The organism is Campylobacter concisus (assembly GCF_015230035.1).
GTDB lineage: Bacteria > Campylobacterota > Campylobacteria > Campylobacterales > Campylobacteraceae > Campylobacter_A > Campylobacter_A concisus_BK.
In genome coordinates this window covers 58229-75851 of record NZ_JAAKZD010000007.1, presented here as the reverse complement: position 1 = coordinate 75851, position 17623 = coordinate 58229, and the positions used below count along the sequence as shown (strand labels likewise).

Genomic DNA, 17623 nt, shown 5'->3' with positions numbered 1-17623 from the left:
CTTAACCGTTTGTCTCTAAAGCTACTTTATTAAAACCAGCACCTTTTAAAGTCTTTAATACAAACATAACATCATCGTATTTTAAATTTTTATCAGCCTTTATGTATATAGGCGAGGTTTTGTCATATTTTGCACTCATTAGTGCAATGTTATCTGGAAGTTCAGCAAGGCTCATTGTACTTTGATCTATCCTAACTTGTCCTTGTGCATTTATAGACACTATAAGATCTTTTTGTTTGGATGTAGATGTTTTTGCCTTTGAGCCATCTGGCAATGTTATATCTTCTTGATATGTTATAGTTGGCATTGTAACCATTAAAATAGCCAACAAAACAAGCATGATATCAACAAGAGGCGTTATGTTTAGCTCTGGTGTTTCGTCGTCAAATTTAAGAGCCATCTATAACGTCTCGTCATCTTTTTTAAGTGCTATCATAACGTCAGCTTGACGCTCGATAACGCTCATTAATTCGTAAGCTTTTCTTTTTATAAGCAAGTTAAATGTATATGCTGGGATCGCAACAAAAATTCCACAACCTGTCGCAACAAGTGCTTCAGAGATAGCTGGGGCTATAACTCCAAGAGATGAACCTGCGCCATTTCCTAGCTGTGAAAATGTCTCCAAGATAGATACAACTGTTCCAAAAAGACCGATAAATGGAGAAGTAGAAGCTATTACACTAAGCCATGTAAGCCCACTTGTAGCATTTTTTTCGGCAATGCTTATGCAAACATTTAGCTTTTCTTTCGAAATTCTACCACTTGCACATTTCTTTAAAGATGAGTCATTTGGTATATTTTTAGCGCCCATAAGCAATGCTTCAAGCGCATTTTGCTCGCGTTTTTGCCAAGCTCCTATGCCAGCCATTCTTGAAAAAAGAATTGTAAAACTAACTATAAAATATATTGACAACCAAGTTAAAACTATAATTGTAATAAAACTACTTCTTTGAATGTAATTTAAAAATATATCTATTCCGCCCACTTATCTTGCTCTCACTACATTTTCCATTTTTGATATAGTTGCTGCAAAAGCATTTGTATCACTGCTCATACTCTCTATCAAATTTCTAGCAGCTTCTAATGAATTTGCAAGTTCACTTTCACTATTGCCAGAAACATAGACCGCACCGTCAGCTAATATAACTACTTTGCCCTCATCGATCTTTGCATAGCCCCAGTTAATAGCAACTACATCATGCTTTTTATGCTTATCTTCTATATCTATAATACCTGCTTTTAAAAGAGATATTAATGAGGCGTGGTTTGGCAAAACACCAAACTCACCCTCGCTACCTGGAAGCACTACACTACTCACGTCATCATTAAATATCTGACCTTGAGGAGTTACGATCTCTAAATGTAATTTATCCATTACGCTTCCTTTTTAAATTTAAGCCTTAAGTTTTTCAGCTTTAGCTAAAGCCTCATCTATATTTCCAACCATATAAAATGCTGCTTCTGGTAGATGATCATATTTACCTTCTAAAATTCCCTTAAAGCCAGCGATATTTTCGTCAAGACTTACGTATTTGCCAGGGCTACCTGTAAATACTTCAGCAACGAAGAATGGCTGAGATAAAAATCTCTCTATCTTTCTTGCTCTATCAACTGTTAGCTTATCTTCTTCGCTAAGCTCGTCCATACCAAGGATAGCGATGATATCTTGAAGGTCTTTATATTTTTGAAGCACAGCTTGAACGCCGCGAGCTACCTTATAGTGATCTGCTCCTAAAATTTGAGGATCGAGCATTCTTGATGTTGAATCAAGTGGATCAACAGCTGGATAGATACCTTTTTCTGCGATCGATCTGTTAAGAACTGTCGTAGCGTCAAGGTGAGCAAAAACAGTCGCAGGAGCTGGGTCTGTAAGGTCATCAGCTGGAACATAAACAGCTTGAACAGAGGTGATCGAACCTTTTTTGGTTGATGTAATTCTCTCTTGGAATTTACCCATCTCACTTGCAAGAGTTGGCTGATAACCAACAGCTGACGGAATACGTCCAAGTAGAGCTGACATCTCTGCACCTGATTGAGAAAAACGGAAGATGTTATCGATAAACATCAAAACGTCAAGTCCCATCTCATCACGGAAGTACTCAGCCATTGTAAGACCAGTTAGCGCGATACGGTTTCTTGCTCCTGGTGGCTCGTTCATTTGGCCATAGCACAAGGCAACTTTATCCAAAACGTTACTTTCTTTCATTTCGTGATAAAGGTCGTTTCCTTCACGAGTTCTCTCACCAACGCCTGCAAATACAGAGTAACCACTATGTTTAAACGCAACGTTGTGGATAAGCTCCATAATAATAACTGTTTTACCAACACCAGCACCACCAAATAGACCAACTTTACCACCCTTTGCATAAGGAGCTAGAAGATCAACTACCTTGATACCAGTTTCAAAAATTTCACTCTTTGTACTTTGCTCTTCAAATGGAGGAGGATCGCGGTGGATAGACCAATGCTTATCAAAATTTATACCCTCGCCCTCGTCAATCAAATCGCCAACTACGTTAAAAATTCTACCCAAAACTTTTTCGCCAACTGGCACACTTATAGGTGCACCAAGCGCTTTAGCCTCTAAGCCACGAGTCAGACCCTCGCTCATATCCATAGCGATCGTTCTAACTCTATTATCACCTAGGTGAGCAGCAACTTCTAATATTAGTTTATGTTTCTTGCCCTCAACCTCAAAGAAAACTTCGATAGCTTCATTGATCTTCGGCAAGTAGTCATTAAAGTCAACATCGACCACAGGGCCCATAACTTGACTAATAACACCCTTCATTCATACTCCTTTTATTTCATTGATTCAACACCACTGATGATCTCGATAAGCTCAGTGGTAATAGACTCTTGTCTTGCTTTGTTGTAAGCAAGATTTAACTGTTTTACACGCTCTTTAGCATTGTTTGTTGCATTATCCATAGCTTGCATTCTAGCGCTGTGCTCAGCCGCCAAAGAGTCAACTAAAGCATAATACATACTATACTCAAAATATTTATTGAGCAATTCATCCATAATCTTAGTATAGTTGTCCTCTGGTTCAAATTCCATCAAAGAATTTGTCTCAACCGCAACTATCTTAGAGGGCTCAATAGGCACAATATCATTTACTCTAATCTCTTGAGAAATCATATTTTTATAGCCATTGTGTATTAGCACAACCTTATCTGTTATGCCGTTTGTAAAATCATCAATGGCATCTTTTATGATCTTTTGAGCTTTTTCATATGTAGGTGATGAGCTAGCTCCGACATAAGTCTCAAGTAGTTCAACGCCTTGGAAATTGAAAAATTCAATGCCTTTTTTACCAACAGCTCTTAGTCTAACTTTGATCTTTTTGGCTTTTAGCTCATCGATCATGCGCCTAACTGTCTTTATAGTCTGGACATTAAAGCCACCGCAAAGCCCTTTATCAGCGGTAACAAATATAATATCAACCTTTTCTACACTCTTTGTTGTGTTGAAAAATTTACTCTCAGTCATAACTGAAGCGTATTGATTGATTTTATAAGCTATCTCCGATAAAACCTCATTGATCTTAAGTGCGTAGACTCTAGAGTAGCGTGCAGCCTCTTCAGCTTTGCGAAGCTTTGCTGTTGAGACAAGCTTCATCGCACGCGTCGTCTTTTGAGTGTTCTGGACGCTCTTGATCTTTCGTTTTATATCTTTTAAATTTGACATATCTTAGCCCTAGTTAGCGGCAAAAGTCGCTTTAAAATCTTTCAACGCTTTATGTAAAATTTCTTCTACTTCTTTATCAAGAACCTTTTTAGTTCTGATCTGCTCAAAAATTTCAGGGTATTTTGCCTCGATATATGGATATAGCTCTGCTTCAAATTTTGTTACATTTACAGTTGCAACATCATCTAAATAGCCCTTAGCACCAGCAAATATGATAACTACTTGATTCTCAACTGGAAGCGGAGAATATGGAGGTTGTTTTAGTACTTCAACCATCTTTTGACCACGCTCTAGTTGCTTTCTTGAGCTCTCATCAAGATCACTTGCAAACTGAGCAAAGGCTTGTAGTTCGCGGTACTGAGCAAGGTCTAGTCTTAACGTACCAGAAACTTGTTTGATAGCTTTGATCTGTGCTGCACCACCAACACGAGATACAGAAAGACCAACGTTGATCGCTGGGCGGATACCTGAGTTAAATAGGTCGCTCTCAAGGAAAATTTGACCATCTGTAATAGAAATAACGTTTGTTGGAATATAAGCTGAAACGTCGCCCGCTTGTGTCTCGATAATAGGTAGAGCTGTTAAAGATCCAGCGCCTAGTGCGTCATTTAGCTTACTTGCTCTTTCTAGAAGTCTTGAGTGAAGGTAGAAAACGTCACCTGGGTAAGCTTCACGACCTGGTGGTCTTCTTAGGATCAAAGACATCTCACGGTAAGCAACCGCATGTTTTGACAAGTCATCATATATGATTAGTGCGTGGCGAGAGTTGTCTCTAAAATATTCACCCATTGTTACGCCAGCGTATGGTGCAAGGTATTGAAGCGCAGCTGCGTCACTAGCACCAGCATTTACAACTATCGTGTAGTCCATAGCGCCGTACTCTTCAAGTTTTTTAACGACTTGAGCAACAGTTGATTGCTTTTGACCGATAGCTACATAGATACAAATGACATCTTGACCTTTTTGGTTGATGATAGTATCGATGGCAACTGTTGTTTTACCAGTTTGGCGGTCGCCGATGATAAGCTCTCTTTGACCTCTACCGATTGGCACAAGTGCGTCGATCGCTTTGATACCTGTTTGAAGTGGCTCATGAACGCTTTTTCTTGCCATGATACCTTTTGCTTTTTCTTCGACGAAGCGAGATTCGGTAGCTTCGATTGGACCTTTTGCATCTATTGGCTCACCGAGTGAATTTACAACACGGCCGATCAATGCGTCGCCAACTGGCACACGTAGAAGTTTTTTAAGTCTTTTTACAGAGCTTCCTTCTGTGATACCGCTAGTTTTTCCAAGGATAACTATACCAACACTGCTCTCTTCAAGGTTAAGAGCCATACCCTTTTCGCCGCTTTCAAACTCAACCATCTCACCAGCCATAACGTTTTTCAAACCATAAACGTTAGCAACGCCATCAGCGACTGAGATGACTTTACCGGTCTCTTCTACATCAACACTTAAATCAAAATTTTCGATACGCTCTTTGATTATCGTGCTAATTTCGTCAGCTTTAATTTTTGCACTCACGCTTTCACTCCTTTTTAAATTGCTTTTAATATATATTCACTCATTTGACTTTTTAGTCTGTCGATAGAGAAATTTACCTCGACACCTAAATCATCTAACTCAACTTTTACACCGTTGTAATCGCTCTTTGAGCCATCAAGCTTGATCTTAGAGTCAAATTTCTTAGAGAAATTCTCTTCCAAAGCTTTTAGCTGCTCAGCGCTTAGATCAAAATTTCCAATGACCTCACCGCGATATGTATTTTCAAGCAAAGATTGCTCTATCTTCATCTCGTCTAGTATCGCAGGTATAAGCTCCAGCCTTTTGTTTGCACCAAGAAGCTTTATAAAATTTGAAAATTTTGCATCTTGATTTTTAACCAAAGATAGTACAAATTCAACCTTTTGTGAAGCCTTTAGTGTTGGCAAACTTATAATGCTTTTAAATTTATCGCTAGCAAAAGCAGCAGCTAGCTCTGATAAATTTTCAACAAATACATTAAGTTCATTTGATTTTACGTCGCTTAAGATCGCCTTTACGTATTTTTTAGCTACTACTTCATTCATTAGCTAACCTTTTTAAGTATGATATTTACAAGCTCTTTTTGATCGACTTTTAGGCTATCACTTGAGAAAATGTCGCTCAAAATTTCATTTACAACGCCTTTTGTCATCTTGCGCTCTTCAAATTCTTTTTGCTCTTTGTAGCCTTTTTCGATATTTGCGATATCGTTTTGAGCCTCTTTTTTAACTTTAGCAGCTAAATTTACAGCCTCTTTTTTCGCAGTTTCGATTAGAGCATTTGCATTTTGCTTAGCCTCTTCTACACGCTTTAAAACGTCATCTTTTTTGGCTTTTGACTCACGAAGCTTCTCTTGGATACTCTCAAGCTTATTTGCGATCCTGTCGATCCTGCTTTGATAAAGAGCTTTTAGTGGCTTAGCAGCAAAATAGACCAAAATAGCAAAGAAAAGTAAGAAGTTTAGCGTTCTCTCGACTATGTCGTAGTTTGTTCCACCATGCTCGCTAGCGTATGCTAGAAATGGAAGTGCTAGAAAAAATAAAATTTTTATCTTCATAAATTTCCTTTAAATTTTAGAGAGCTTAGCGTTTAAAGCTGCTCTAAGCTCAGGTAGTTTAGCTGATAGATCTGCCTTTAGGCTATCTTTTTGAGAGCTTAAAGCGTTTAAAAACTCATTATAATCAGCCTCTAAACTACTTTTTACCGCATTTATCTCTTTTAAAGACTCTTCTTTTGCCAAATTTAAGGCTTCTTGTCTTATTTTGTTAGCCTCAGATCTTGCATTTTGTATGATCTCTTCGATCTCTTTTTCATGAACGCTTAAGTCGCTTGCATTTTTGCTGGTGCTCTCTTCGTCATTTTTTATAGAGGCATTTCTGTCATCTATAAATTTAAGCATTGGCTTGTATAGCAAAGGATTTAAAATGGCGATCAAGACAAAGAGAACGATAGCCGTTAAAAGCATCAATAGCACATCTATTTCTAACATCCACTCTCCTTATTTTGTTATTAAGTTTTATTTAATATTCAAATCAAAGTCTGATTTTACAATAAAATACTAAAAATAAAAATAAATTTGTAATTCTATTTTAGCTTAGCGATAAATTCTTCTACCTGCGAAATATCGCTAAATTCTAATATTAAATTTTTAGATTTTACTTTTGTTTTTATCTTCAAATTTTTAAAAATTTCTTGTAAATTTGATAACTTTTTGCTCATTTCCTCTGAAATTTGAGGCTTTGGCTCTTTTACTTCTTCTTTATTTTTTATCTTTTTTACTAAGATTTCTGTATCTCTAACACTTAGCTTTTGTCCAATGATCGTATCGACGACCATTCTTTCTTCTTCGCTACTAAGTCCTACGATGACTTTAGCATGGCCTTGCGTGAGCTTATCTTCTTGCAAAAGTCTTTGCGTGTAGTCGCTAAGTAGCAAGAGCCTCATTGTATTTGTTATCTGAGTTCTACTCTTATGGATGATGTTTGCTAAGCCATCTTGCGTGATCTTATACTCATTTATGAGCTCTTTATATGACTTTGCAAGTTCGATTGGATTTAAATTTTCACGTTGTATGTTTTCGATAAGCGCAAGCTCTCTTAAATTTTGAGACTTGATATCAGCGATGATCGCCTTTATCTTGCTTGCTCCGAGCATCTTTGTAGCACGGTATCTACGCTCACCAGCTATTAGCATATAGCCGTCATCTTTTTTGATGACGATTATTGGTTGTATGAGACCGTGCCTTTTGATGCTGGCACTTAGCTCTTTTAAAGCCTCTTCGTCAAAATGCGTCCTTGGCTGGTAAGGGTTTGGTAAAATTTCATCTATATTTATCTCTTCGACTATCTCAGAGTCGTTTAAATTTGCGATCTCTTTGCTGTAGGCCTGCTCTACATCTTCAAGTATCGCGCTAAGTCCGCGCCCTAATCCACCTTTTTTCGCCATTTTTTTCCTTATCTTTTAGTTTAAAATACAATATGCCAAATTTTGATATGCGATCGAGCCTGGTGATTTTATATCATAAAGTATCACCGGCTTGCCAAAACTTGGGCTTTCAGCAAGTTTTACATTTCTTGGGACGACAACAAATTCTTCTTTGCCGTCTTTGCTTTTAAAGAGCTTATTTTCAAAATGCTGCTTTAAATTTGCAATAGTCTCTTTTGAGAGATTATTTTGCGAGCTAAACATAGTCGGTAAAAAGCCCTTTATATTTAGCTTTGGATTTATCGTTTTTTTGATGATCTTAACTGTGTTTAGGATCTGCGCCAAGCCCTCAAGTGCGTAAAATTCGCACTGGATCGGGATGATCACACTATCGCTTGCACTAAGAGCATTTATCGTGATGCTGCCAAGTGCTGGAGGACTATCGATGATGATAAAATCATAGTCATCTACAACTTCTGAAATTTTGTTTTTAAGGATTAGTTTATAGTCTTTGCTTTGATCGTTAAATTCTTGCTCGATGCCGACAAGTCCTATGTTTGACGGAGCTAGAAAAAGCGTTGAGATCTCAGTTTTTAGCACGATTTGTGAGAGCTTTTTCCTATCTGTTAAGACGTGATAGATGTTAAACTCGTAGTCGCTTCTACTAAAACCAAGTCCGGTCGTCGCGTTTGCCTGTGGATCGATGTCTATTAATAATACTTTTTTCTCAGCAACCGCCAGTGATGCGGCTAAATTTACGGCCGTTGTGGTCTTGCCAACGCCGCCTTTTTGGTTAGCTATTGTTATTATCTCGCTCATCTTAACGAATATACCTTTTCCCCGTTTAATAATATCGCTCCATCCTCGCAAATTTCAGCATCCTGAAGCGAAACAGCTCTATTTGCAATATGCGTAATAAAACTTTTTGACTTGCAAAAGTCTATCCTAAATTTGCTAAAAATTGGCTTCCATAAAATCTTTTTATCAAGCATGCTAACAAAGCCCCAAACTAGCTCATCTACGCTAGTTTTGATATCCAAAATGCCCGCGTTTTCGGGTGCGCTAGCTAAATTTATCCCCATGCCACAAATGTAAATTTCATCCACTTTATTTGTCAAAGTGCCGCCTATTTTACGCTCATCCACGTAAAAATCATTTGGCCATTTTAGCCAGCACTTTGAGCCAAGTTCGCTCAAGACCTCACGCATCAGCATAGAAAAATATATCGAGATCGATGGCGGAGGTATGTCGCTTGGCAGCTCATCTTCGCTTACGCAAAATGACATAAATAAATTTCCACCAAGCCCCTCCCAGCTGTTGCCGCGGCTACCGACCCCTTTGGTTTGATTGTGCGCCACGATCATGTGCGGTGGCTTTATCTCGCCGTTTTTTAGGGCTTCTATCAAAAATTCCTGCGTCGAAGGCAGACTTTGAAAAAACTCAACCTTCAAATCACACCTTAAATTTATAGAAGTGATTTACCGGATTTTGTCCGCCACCGATGATGACCGCATTTTTGATAGCGTTAAAGATGTAATCATGCGCGTTTTTTACGCTCTCTTTTAGACTAAGCCCATTTGCTAAATTTGAAGCGATCGCACTTGATAGCGAGCAGCCTGAGCCATGTGTCGCTGTCGTTTTTATGCGCTCGTCGCTAAAAATTTCATATTCATTGCCATCATAAAATATATCAAGCGACTTGCCTTCTATCTCGCCACACTTTAGATAGACGCTCTTTGTGCCAAATTTCAAAAGATCCTTGCAAGCCTCTTTTAGCTCGCTCTCGCCTTTTAGCTCACGCTTTAAAATTTCGCGCGCTTCAAAGATATTTGGCGTGATCACGCTTGCAAGCGGGAAAAGCTCCTCCACGATCGCATCTTTTGCAGCGCCCTCTAGCCAGATGTCGCCATTTTTACAGCTCATGACAGGATCAAGCACGACTGGTGGTAAATTTTTGATCTCTTTTAGCGTTTTTGCGACGCTTTTGATGATCTCAACGCTTGGGACAACGCCTATTTTTATCACATCAACTCTTATATCATCAAATATCGCCTTGATCTGATCCTCGATGAGCTTTGGCTCAACTAACTGCATACCAAATATGCCCTTTGTATTTTGAGCAGTGACCGCTGTGATCGCTCCCATCGCATATACGCCGTGTGCTATAAATACCTTTATATCAGCTAAAACTCCAGCTCCGCCACTTGGATCAACACCTGCTATACTTAGCGCATTTTTCATAACCGCTCCTTTAAATTTATTTTAATTCATCGCCAACGCTAAGGCGCTTACCATTTATATATGCTTTTGCGTTTGTTGGCTTTTTGCTTGGCTCTTGAAGCTCGTAAATTTTAACTGCCCCACCCTTGCAAGCAACCACGACGTGGTCCTTTTCTACGCTTAAAATTTCTCCGCTTTTGCCACTTTTTTCGCTTAGCTCAAGTGATAAAATTTTTAGCCCACTTGCCAGATAAAGCCCTGGCCAAGGTGTGAGCGCGCGAAATTTATTATAAATTTGCCCCGCCTCTTCATCAAAGCTAAAAAGCCCGTCGCTCTTACTTATCTTTTTGCAGTGTGAGGCCTGCGCGTCGTCTTGCTTTTGTGGCTTTAAATTTTCAAAATTCTTAAGCACTTTTACGATTAGCTCACCGCCAAGCTCGCCTAGCTCACTAAAAAGCTCGCTTGACATCTTGCTCTCGCAAGGCGTGTAGATGAAGTCTAGTATATCGCCGGTATCAAGGCCAGCATCCATTAGCATAGCTGTGACGCCAGTTTGCTTCTCGCCTGCTAGGATCGCGCTTTGAATGGGGCTTGCGCCTCTATATTTTGGCAAGATCGAGGCGTGTAAATTTATACAAGTCGCCACTTCAAGCACACTCCCAGGCAAAATTTTGCCATAAGCCGCCACTACGATAAATTTAGGCTCAAATGCCTTTAGCTCGGCAACCACCGCCTCATCTTTTAGCGTATGTGGTGTAAAGAGTGGCACGCCTACTAGCTCATTTTGCGCGTAAATTTTAACCTCGCTTGGGGTTAAAATTTGCTTTCTGCCAACTGGCTTATCAGGCTGGGTAAAGACCGCTTTTATATTAAAGCCAGCTTCTTTTAAATGCCTAAGTATCCTAACAGCATAATCAGGCGTCCCCATAAAAACTACATTCATCACTTTCCTTTAAATTTCAACGACTTTTATTTTGATCTGCGTTTTTACTGCTTGGCGGCCAAGAGGCGCATGGATCTTTCTGCCAGCTAATCTTTTGCAATACCAAATTTCTTAGCTCATTAACGCTAACTTTGCCATTTTGATCGGCATCTAAGCTCTTAAATTCCTCACTAGTGCATAGATCTGGCGCTATTTTTAGTTCAGACGGTGCCTTACATGCTCTCCACTCATCTAAATTTAGCGTGCCGTCACGATCTATGTCATTAAAATCTAAAAACATATATATTGGATCCGCTGGATCACAGCTATATGCACCAAGGCAAAATAGCATAATGCAAAAAAATTTCTTCATTTTATACTCTTAAATTTTTAAGTTTAAAGCACTAAAAATTCGCAACTCAAAGCTCCTTTTTTAGCAGCTCAAGCAGTGCAAATTTAAGCTCGTCGATGTTCTCGTTTGTCGCTGATGAGATCGGCAAGACAAAGTATGGCTTTTTCGCGTCAAAGCTGTATAGGTCTTGCTTATAGACAAATTTACCAACTTGTTTTGGCTCTAAATTTATACTTTTCATAAATTCTTTTATATTTTCATCTAAATTTTCAGCCGCATCGACTCTGGTGATCGCGATAGCATAGTCCCTGCTAGCAAGCACACTTGAAAATTTAGCGACCTCCTCTTTTAGCACGCTAAACTGCTCGCTCATGCTTCTGTAGTTTGCACTATCTATCATAAAAAGCAAAATTTTATTTCTCTCGATATGCTTTAGAAACTGCACGCCTAGGCCGCGTCCATCACTTGCTCCCTCGATGATGCCAGGGATATCGGCCATGACAAAGCCGCTAAACTCATCGACCTCGACAAGTCCGAGCTTTGGCGTAAGCGTGGTAAATTCGTAGTTTGCTATCTGTGGTTTGGCGTTTGAGACGGCTGAGATGAGGGTTGATTTGCCGACATTTGGAAAGCCAACAAGTCCCACGTCAGCTATCAGTTTTAGCTCGAGCCTAACCTCTACGCTCTCTTCTGGCATGCCCTTTTGAGCGTACTCTGGAGCTTGGTTGATAGAGTTTTTAAAGTGAAAATTTCCAAGTCCGCCCTTGCCGCCTTTTAAAAATAGCGTCCTTTGCCCCTCTTCTACCATGTCGCAAAGTAGCTCGTTTGTCTGTGCGTCATAGACCGCCGTTCCTGGTGGTACGATAAGCTCTAGGCTCTCGCCCTTTTTGCCAGTCATTCTTTTGCCCATGCCAGCCTCGCCATCGCTCGCTCTCATCGCCTTTTTGCCCTTGTAGTTTGCCAGTGTGTGGGTGTTGTTGTCGCAGACAAAATATACATCTCCGCCATCACCGCCATCACCGCCGTCTGGGCCGCCTAAAATGACGTGCTTTTCGCGGCGAAAGCTTACTGCACCAGCACCGCCATGCCCTGAGCTTAGGGTTAATTTCACGCTATCTATAAACATTTTTTACCTTAAATTTATCTATTATTTAGTTTGAATTTTAGGCGAGATTATATCTTTTAAATGATTAAAATTTGTTTTGCGTTTAAAATCTCACTTTGCTTTTAGCGTCTAACAAATTTATAAAATCAGCCAAATTTTTGCCTAAATTTCATAAAATGGCGCAAAAGGATAGAGAATGAAAACACTTACGATTATTGATACTTTTGGCTTCTTTTTTAGGCTTTACTACGCTATGAGTGGGCTTAAAAACAGAGAGGGCAAACCAAGTGGCATGATAAGTGGCTTTGCAAATTTCATAGCGAGCCTAAAAGATGAGTACCAAAGCGACTACCTCATCTTCGCACTTGATAGCAAGGGCAAGACCCTGCGCCATGAAATTTTAGGCGAATACAAGGCAAACAGGAGCGAGCCGCCAGCTCAGCTAAAAGAGCAGCTGCCAGTTTGTATAGATATGATAGAAAAAATGGGACTTTACAGCCTTAGCCGTGAGGGTTACGAGGCCGATGATATCATCGCAAGTGCGGTTAAAATTTGCAAAGATAAAGATATATTTGTGCGAATAGTCACGCATGATAAGGACCTTTACCAGCTCATAGAGGACGGCAAAGTGAGCATCTACAGCCCACAAAGCAAGATCGACCACGATAGCGCTAGCTGCTTTGAAAAGTATGGCGTCTATCCAGCTCAGGTAAGGGACTTTTTAGCCATCGCAGGAGACAGCTCAGACAACATCCCAGGCGTCAAAGGTATCGGCGCAGTGGGAGCTAAGAAGCTTTTAGCCGAGTATGGCAGCTTAGAAGGAATTTATGAAAATTTAGCCCTTCTTAGAAACGAGCGCACCAAAAATATGCTAGCAGCTGCAAGGGACGAGGCGTTTTTGAGCAAAAAGCTAGCCACGCTCTTTTATGACGCGATCACTTCGCTTGATCTTGAGCACTCTAAATTTCCAGAGCAAAATCCTTTGATAAATATCTCAGAAATTTTAAAAGAATACGATCTAAACAGGCTTCTTAAGAGCTTGCAAAAAGAAGAAAATGCTGAATTTAAGCTTGGCTTTAGAGCAAATTTACTACTTGATGAGGCAAGCATCGAAAAGCTGCTCTCAAGCGTCACGCCAGAGACCATCGTCGCCTTTGACACTGAGACCACGGGCGTTGATAGCAAGAGCGCAAAGATCGTTGGTTTTAGCTTTTGCTTTAACGACGAAGACGCCTACTACGTGCCAGTGGCTCACAACTACCTAGGTGCGCCAAAGCAAATCAGCCTAAAATTTGCCACTTGGGCGGTAGGGCAAATTTATAAAGGTTGCGTGATCGGACAAAATTTAAAATACGACTTTGAGATCGTAAAAAACAACCTTGGGCTCAACCCTCCAGCAAATTTTAAAGACACGATGATACTTGCGTGGCTTAGCGATCCAAACTCGAGTGTCGGCATGGACGCGCTGGCAAAGAGGCTTTATGACTACGACACGATCAAATTTGAAGATGTGGTCAAAAAGGGACAAACTTTTGGCGATGTGCCACTAGAAAATGCCGCTAAATACGCGAGTGAGGACGCTTGGATAACGCTTAAATTTTATAAAACTTTTCAAAACACGCTTGATAAAAATTTGCTCGCCCTTGCCGATACGCACGAGTTTCCTTTTATCCTCACACTCTTTGACATGGAGCAAAACGGCATCAAGATAAACGAAGCTAAGATGCAAAAGCTCATCCTTGAAAACGACACCAAACTAAAGGCGCTAACAAGTGAAATTTACGAGCTAAGTGGCGAAAATTTCAACATAAACTCCGTAAAACAGCTTGGCGTCATACTTTTTGAGCACCTAAAGCTCCCTACCAAAAAGAAGACAAAAACAGGATACAGCACCGATGAGAGCGTGCTAGCTGAGCTTACGGACGCTCATCCAGTGATTGAAAAAATTTTAGCTTATCGCGAGCTATATAAACTGCAAAGCACCTACTGCGAGCCACTTTTAGCACTTGCGAAAAAGGACGAGGGCTCGCGAATTTATACGAGCTTTTTACAAACTGGCACGAGTACCGGCAGGCTTTCAAGTAAAAATCCAAATTTGCAAAATATCCCAGCACGCGGCAGCCTCGCAAAGGACGTCAGAGAGTGCTTTGAGGCGCGCGAGGGATATAGCTTTGTGGGGCTTGACTACAGCCAGATCGAGCTTAGACTGCTAGCTCACTTTAGCCGTGATCCTGCGCTTCTTGAGGCGTTTAAAAATGACGAGGATATCCACGCAAGGACGGCTATTAGCATATTTGGTAGCAGCGACGGACAAAATAGAGCCGTGGCAAAGAGTATAAATTTTGGCCTCATTTACGGCATGGGCTCAAGCAAGCTGGCAAATCAAGTAAATATCACAAGAGCAGAGGCAAAAGAGTATATAGAGCGCTATTTTAAGGCGTTTGCGACGATCAAAGAGTTTTTGGAGAGCATAAAAATTTCAGCCAAAAACGACGGCTTTGTGCAGACACTACTTGGTAGAAAGCGCTACTTTGACTTTAAAAGTGCCACACCTATGCAAATAGCCATGTTTGAGCGCGAGGCGGTAAATACGGTTTTTCAAGGCTCCGCAGCAGACCTTGTCAAGATGGCGATGGTAAAAGTTAGAGAAAATTTAGATGAAAAAGCGAGTATGTTGCTTCAGATACATGACGAGCTGATCTTTGAAGTAAAAGACGAATTTGCGCAGGAATTTGGCAGAGCGACGCAAAAGACGATGGAGGAAATTTACACGTTAAATGTGCCACTTAAAACATCGCTAAATATCGCCAAAAACTGGGGCGAGTTAAAGTAGAGTAAATTTTGGCTGGCCTATCTAAATTTAAATGAGCTAGCCTATTTTTACTTTGTTTTTATCTTGTAATTTAAACGGCATATAATAGGTAAATTTTAGCGCTTGCTTTTTTGCATAGATAAATTTTCAAACATATAAGCCAAAATGCAACCAGCCAGGTAGCAAACAATGTCCGTCCAGTCAAATGTCCCACCAAAAATTATCCGTAATATTGAGCTTTTGACACCTAAAATTTCAAGAATTTTGAGGTATTGCAAGGCTTCTATAAAAAGTGAAATGGCAAAGACAACAATGGCTAAATTTATAGGAGCTACCCTAAATATAGCTCGCCCAAACGCATAAAGCATCACAGTAGCTAGCACATCGCCGATATAGTGCCTTATAAAACCACCTTTTATAAAGGTAGCGATGTAAATTTCTATCGACAAAATAATAACGCCAGTCACCACCCAACCTACTCTTCTTTTTTGGCTAAACTCATCTTTTTTTACAGGCAAATTTATAGCTTCTTTAGCATCTTCTTTCAAATTTATCCTTTTAAATTTATCTCGCGGATTTTAACACAGATAAAAAATGCTTCTCATATTTTAGGGTTATATAAAATAAAACTTAAATTTTTTTATTAATAATTTTTAAAAACAAAGTATGAAAAAATTAGATTTTATAGTTTATACAAAGTAAAATTTATAAATTTCAAAAGAGTGGTGGTGATGCAGAAATTTAGACCAAAATCACCTAACACAAGCTTTTATCTAATGCAAAACTCTCGCTTTTGTCAAATTAATCTTAAAATATAAGTTTAATCTCAATTCATAAGAGATATAATCAACATTAAATTTACATTTAACTTAGGAGGTTTCATGGATTTTCTCATGAATTTAAGTGAAGGCGTGCAGTTTGCTATCCAGCTTCTCATCGTCCTTATCTGTTTGTTCTACGGAGCTAAAAAAGGCGGCATCGCGCTTGGTATGCTAGGCGGTATCGGTCTTATAGTTCTCGTTTTTGGATTTAACATCGAACCTGGTAAGCCTGCCATCGATGTTATGCTAACTATCCTTGCTGTCGTTGTGGCAAGTGCTACACTTCAAGCTAGTGGCGGTCTTGATGTCATGCTTCAAATAGCAGAAACCATACTTAGAAAAAATCCAAAATATGTAAGTATCCTAGCTCCATTTGTAACATGTACGCTTACTATTTTATGCGGAACTGGACACGTTGTTTATACCGTGCTTCCTATCGTTTATGATATCGCTATCAAAAATGGCATCCGCCCAGAGCGTCCTATGGCTGCAAGTTCTATCGCTTCACAAATGGGTATCATCGCTAGCCCAGTTTCAGTCGCTGTTGTAACCCTCACTAGCTTTCTTATCAATGCTAAAACTCACTTAGCTGGCTTTGATGGATACTTAGACCTTTTAAAGATCACTATCCCATCAACATTTTGTGGCGTTTTGGCGATAGGAATTTTTAGCTGGTTTAGAGGCAAAGACCTTGATAAAGACGAAGTCTTTCAAGCAAAACTTCAAGACCCTGAGTTTAAAAAATACGTTTATGGCGACAGCGCAACACTTCTAGGCAAAAAACTTCCTATGCACCAATGGGCTGCAATGTGGATATTTTTAGGCTCTATCCTTGTAGTCGCACTTCTTGGATATTTTAAAGATCTTCGCCCAAGCTGGACTACTTATAAAGACGCAACAGTCGTTCAAATAGTAGCAAACCTTCCAACTGAGCAAAAAGTCTTAAAAACCTTAAAGATAAAAGACGCCAGCATCCAAACTGAAGCTGCTGAGCTAAAAGTTTCAAACGACAAGCTAAATTCAAATCAAAAAGCTCAATCAGTCAAAATCATCGGCAAAGATGCAAATCAAACTCTTACTCGCACAGCTGATGGTGCAGTAACATATATAAATGAAAAAGGTGCAAAAGAGGAATTCCAAGGTGCTTATATCAACATAAGCAACAAACTAGCCTCTTCAAAGAGTCTAAGCATGGTTCATGTTATCCAAATTTTCATGCTTTTAACAGGTGCAATCATCTTGATATTTACTCCAACAGATGCTAGTAAGATCGGTAAAAATGAGATCTTTAGATCAGGCATGATCGCTCTTGTTGCTGTATTTGGTATCTCTTGGATGGCTGAGACTATGTTTGCAGTGCATACTCCGATGATGAAAGAAGCACTAGGTGGCATCGTAAAAGAGCACCCTTGGACCTATGCGGTTATGCTACTTATCATCTCTAAATTTGTTAATTCTCAAGCTGCAGCTTTGGTTGCGTTCGTGCCATTAGCACTAAATATCGATGTAAATCCTGCTGTAATCCTAGCCTTTGCGCCAGCTTGCTATGGATACTACATCCTACCAACATACCCAAGCGACCTTGCGGCTATTCAGTTTGATAGAAGTGGTACAACGCATATTGGTAAATTTGTTATCAACCACAGCTTCATCTTCCCAGGCCTTATCGGCGTTATAGTCTCTTGTATATTTGGCTATATCTTCGCTACTGCGTTTGGCTATCTATAATAGATAAATTTCTTGCTGCCTT

The 17623-nt window shown here is 39.7% G+C and carries 19 protein-coding genes; 2 read left to right on the top strand and 17 right to left on the bottom strand.

The window, feature by feature from the left end; all coding sequences use genetic code 11:
• Position 1 precedes the first annotated feature (1 nt).
• The 16 genes from G6W41_RS06060 to obgE all read right to left on the bottom strand — a co-directional run bounded on the left by G6W41_RS06060 (position 2) and on the right by obgE (position 12261).
• Positions 2–400, bottom strand: a complete 399-nt coding sequence (locus G6W41_RS06060) for a biopolymer transporter ExbD (RefSeq protein ID WP_002939405.1) — start codon at positions 398–400, stop codon at positions 2–4.
• Positions 401–985 (bottom strand): MotA/TolQ/ExbB proton channel family protein, encoded by a 585-nt coding sequence (locus G6W41_RS06055; protein ID WP_009294341.1) that lies wholly within the window; start codon positions 983–985, stop codon positions 401–403. It lies immediately after the preceding gene.
• Complete coding sequence (gene atpC / locus G6W41_RS06050) at positions 986–1375, bottom strand: ATP synthase F1 subunit epsilon (protein WP_002939398.1); 390 nt, start codon at positions 1373–1375, stop codon at positions 986–988.
• Positions 1376–1393: 18 nt separating this feature from the next.
• Entirely contained in the window at positions 1394–2791 is a 1398-nt protein-coding gene (gene atpD, locus G6W41_RS06045; protein ID WP_002939420.1) for a F0F1 ATP synthase subunit beta, read from the bottom strand.
• Between the two features lie 11 nt (positions 2792–2802).
• Positions 2803–3690, bottom strand: a complete 888-nt coding sequence (gene atpG / locus G6W41_RS06040; RefSeq protein ID WP_103567600.1) for an ATP synthase F1 subunit gamma — start codon at positions 3688–3690, stop codon at positions 2803–2805.
• 9 nt (positions 3691–3699) lie between these two features.
• Entirely contained in the window at positions 3700–5217 is a 1518-nt protein-coding gene (gene atpA, locus G6W41_RS06035; protein ID WP_103612135.1) for a F0F1 ATP synthase subunit alpha, read from the bottom strand.
• 14 nt (positions 5218–5231) lie between these two features.
• On the bottom strand, positions 5232–5762 hold the full coding sequence (locus G6W41_RS06030) for a F0F1 ATP synthase subunit delta (protein ID WP_194170939.1): 531 nt from the start codon (positions 5760–5762) through the stop codon (positions 5232–5234).
• Complete coding sequence (locus tag G6W41_RS06025; protein WP_012001332.1) at positions 5762–6274, bottom strand: F0F1 ATP synthase subunit B; 513 nt, start codon at positions 6272–6274, stop codon at positions 5762–5764. Before G6W41_RS06025 ends, G6W41_RS06030 begins: the two co-directional genes overlap by 1 nt.
• A gap of 9 nt (positions 6275–6283) precedes the next feature.
• A complete protein-coding gene (locus tag G6W41_RS06020) occupies positions 6284–6706 on the bottom strand; it encodes a FoF1 ATP synthase subunit B' (protein ID WP_194170938.1) in 423 nt (140 codons plus the stop codon).
• A 95-nt stretch (positions 6707–6801) separates the two neighbouring features.
• Positions 6802–7662 carry a ParB/RepB/Spo0J family partition protein gene (locus G6W41_RS06015; protein ID WP_009294347.1) on the bottom strand — a complete coding sequence of 287 codons (861 nt, stop codon included), beginning with the start codon at positions 7660–7662 and terminating at the stop codon, positions 6802–6804.
• 15 nt (positions 7663–7677) lie between these two features.
• The gene (locus tag G6W41_RS06010; RefSeq protein ID WP_194170937.1) at positions 7678–8460 is read right to left on the bottom strand and encodes a ParA family protein; all 783 of its coding nucleotides are present in this window, start codon (positions 8458–8460) and stop codon (positions 7678–7680) included.
• Positions 8457–9092, bottom strand: coding sequence for a biotin--[acetyl-CoA-carboxylase] ligase (locus G6W41_RS06005; protein WP_194170936.1), 636 nt, complete (start codon positions 9090–9092; stop codon positions 8457–8459). The genes G6W41_RS06010 and G6W41_RS06005 overlap by 4 nt, the downstream gene beginning before the upstream one ends.
• A gap of 1 nt (position 9093) precedes the next feature.
• Entirely contained in the window at positions 9094–9882 is a 789-nt protein-coding gene (gene thiD / locus G6W41_RS06000; RefSeq protein ID WP_194170935.1) for a bifunctional hydroxymethylpyrimidine kinase/phosphomethylpyrimidine kinase, read from the bottom strand.
• A gap of 16 nt (positions 9883–9898) precedes the next feature.
• Positions 9899–10804 carry a methionyl-tRNA formyltransferase gene (gene fmt, locus G6W41_RS05995; protein WP_194170934.1) on the bottom strand — a complete coding sequence of 302 codons (906 nt, stop codon included), beginning with the start codon at positions 10802–10804 and terminating at the stop codon, positions 9899–9901.
• Positions 10805–10820: 16 nt separating this feature from the next.
• The gene (locus G6W41_RS05990) at positions 10821–11156 is read right to left on the bottom strand and encodes a GDP-mannose dehydrogenase (protein WP_103607551.1); all 336 of its coding nucleotides are present in this window, start codon (positions 11154–11156) and stop codon (positions 10821–10823) included.
• A gap of 46 nt (positions 11157–11202) precedes the next feature.
• Positions 11203–12261 carry a GTPase ObgE gene (obgE, locus tag G6W41_RS05985; RefSeq protein ID WP_103596185.1) on the bottom strand — a complete coding sequence of 353 codons (1059 nt, stop codon included), beginning with the start codon at positions 12259–12261 and terminating at the stop codon, positions 11203–11205.
• Between the two features lie 175 nt (positions 12262–12436).
• Between obgE and polA the strand changes: the two genes are divergently transcribed.
• Positions 12437–15073 carry a DNA polymerase I gene (gene polA / locus G6W41_RS05980; RefSeq protein WP_194170933.1) on the top strand — a complete coding sequence of 879 codons (2637 nt, stop codon included), beginning with the start codon at positions 12437–12439 and terminating at the stop codon, positions 15071–15073.
• A 95-nt stretch (positions 15074–15168) separates the two neighbouring features.
• Here the strand turns inward: polA and G6W41_RS05975 are convergent, their stop codons facing one another.
• Positions 15169–15600 (bottom strand): DUF2809 domain-containing protein, encoded by a 432-nt coding sequence (locus G6W41_RS05975; protein ID WP_242039917.1) that lies wholly within the window; start codon positions 15598–15600, stop codon positions 15169–15171.
• Positions 15601–15933: 333 nt separating this feature from the next.
• Here G6W41_RS05975 and G6W41_RS05970 point away from each other — a divergent pair, with 333 nt between their 5' ends.
• The gene (locus tag G6W41_RS05970) at positions 15934–17601 is read left to right on the top strand and encodes an anaerobic C4-dicarboxylate transporter (RefSeq protein ID WP_087582132.1); all 1668 of its coding nucleotides are present in this window, start codon (positions 15934–15936) and stop codon (positions 17599–17601) included.
• Positions 17602–17623 lie beyond the last annotated feature (22 nt).

What these genes read in the sequence shown, in the direction of transcription:
- G6W41_RS06015 (WP_009294347.1), bottom strand. Translation starts at nt 7,662, where the DNA reads ATGGCGAAAAAAGGTGGATTAGGGCGCGGACTTAGCGCGATACTTGAA.
- G6W41_RS06010 (WP_194170937.1), bottom strand. Translation starts at nt 8,460, where the DNA reads ATGAGCGAGATAATAACAATAGCTAACCAAAAAGGCGGCGTTGGCAAG.
- G6W41_RS06020 (WP_194170938.1), bottom strand. Translation starts at nt 6,706, where the DNA reads ATGTTAGAAATAGATGTGCTATTGATGCTTTTAACGGCTATCGTTCTC.
- atpG (WP_103567600.1), bottom strand. Translation starts at nt 3,690, where the DNA reads ATGTCAAATTTAAAAGATATAAAACGAAAGATCAAGAGCGTCCAGAAC.
- polA (WP_194170933.1), top strand. Translation starts at nt 12,437, where the DNA reads ATGAAAACACTTACGATTATTGATACTTTTGGCTTCTTTTTTAGGCTT.
- G6W41_RS06025 (WP_012001332.1), bottom strand. Translation starts at nt 6,274, where the DNA reads ATGAAGATAAAAATTTTATTTTTTCTAGCACTTCCATTTCTAGCATAC.
- G6W41_RS05970 (WP_087582132.1), top strand. Translation starts at nt 15,934, where the DNA reads ATGGATTTTCTCATGAATTTAAGTGAAGGCGTGCAGTTTGCTATCCAG.
- G6W41_RS06030 (WP_194170939.1), bottom strand. Translation starts at nt 5,762, where the DNA reads ATGAATGAAGTAGTAGCTAAAAAATACGTAAAGGCGATCTTAAGCGAC.
- thiD (WP_194170935.1), bottom strand. Translation starts at nt 9,882, where the DNA reads ATGAAAAATGCGCTAAGTATAGCAGGTGTTGATCCAAGTGGCGGAGCT.
- G6W41_RS05990 (WP_103607551.1), bottom strand. Translation starts at nt 11,156, where the DNA reads ATGAAGAAATTTTTTTGCATTATGCTATTTTGCCTTGGTGCATATAGC.
- obgE (WP_103596185.1), bottom strand. Translation starts at nt 12,261, where the DNA reads ATGTTTATAGATAGCGTGAAATTAACCCTAAGCTCAGGGCATGGCGGT.
- atpC (WP_002939398.1), bottom strand. Translation starts at nt 1,375, where the DNA reads ATGGATAAATTACATTTAGAGATCGTAACTCCTCAAGGTCAGATATTT.
- fmt (WP_194170934.1), bottom strand. Translation starts at nt 10,804, where the DNA reads ATGAATGTAGTTTTTATGGGGACGCCTGATTATGCTGTTAGGATACTT.
- atpD (WP_002939420.1), bottom strand. Translation starts at nt 2,791, where the DNA reads ATGAAGGGTGTTATTAGTCAAGTTATGGGCCCTGTGGTCGATGTTGAC.
- G6W41_RS06060 (WP_002939405.1), bottom strand. Translation starts at nt 400, where the DNA reads ATGGCTCTTAAATTTGACGACGAAACACCAGAGCTAAACATAACGCCT.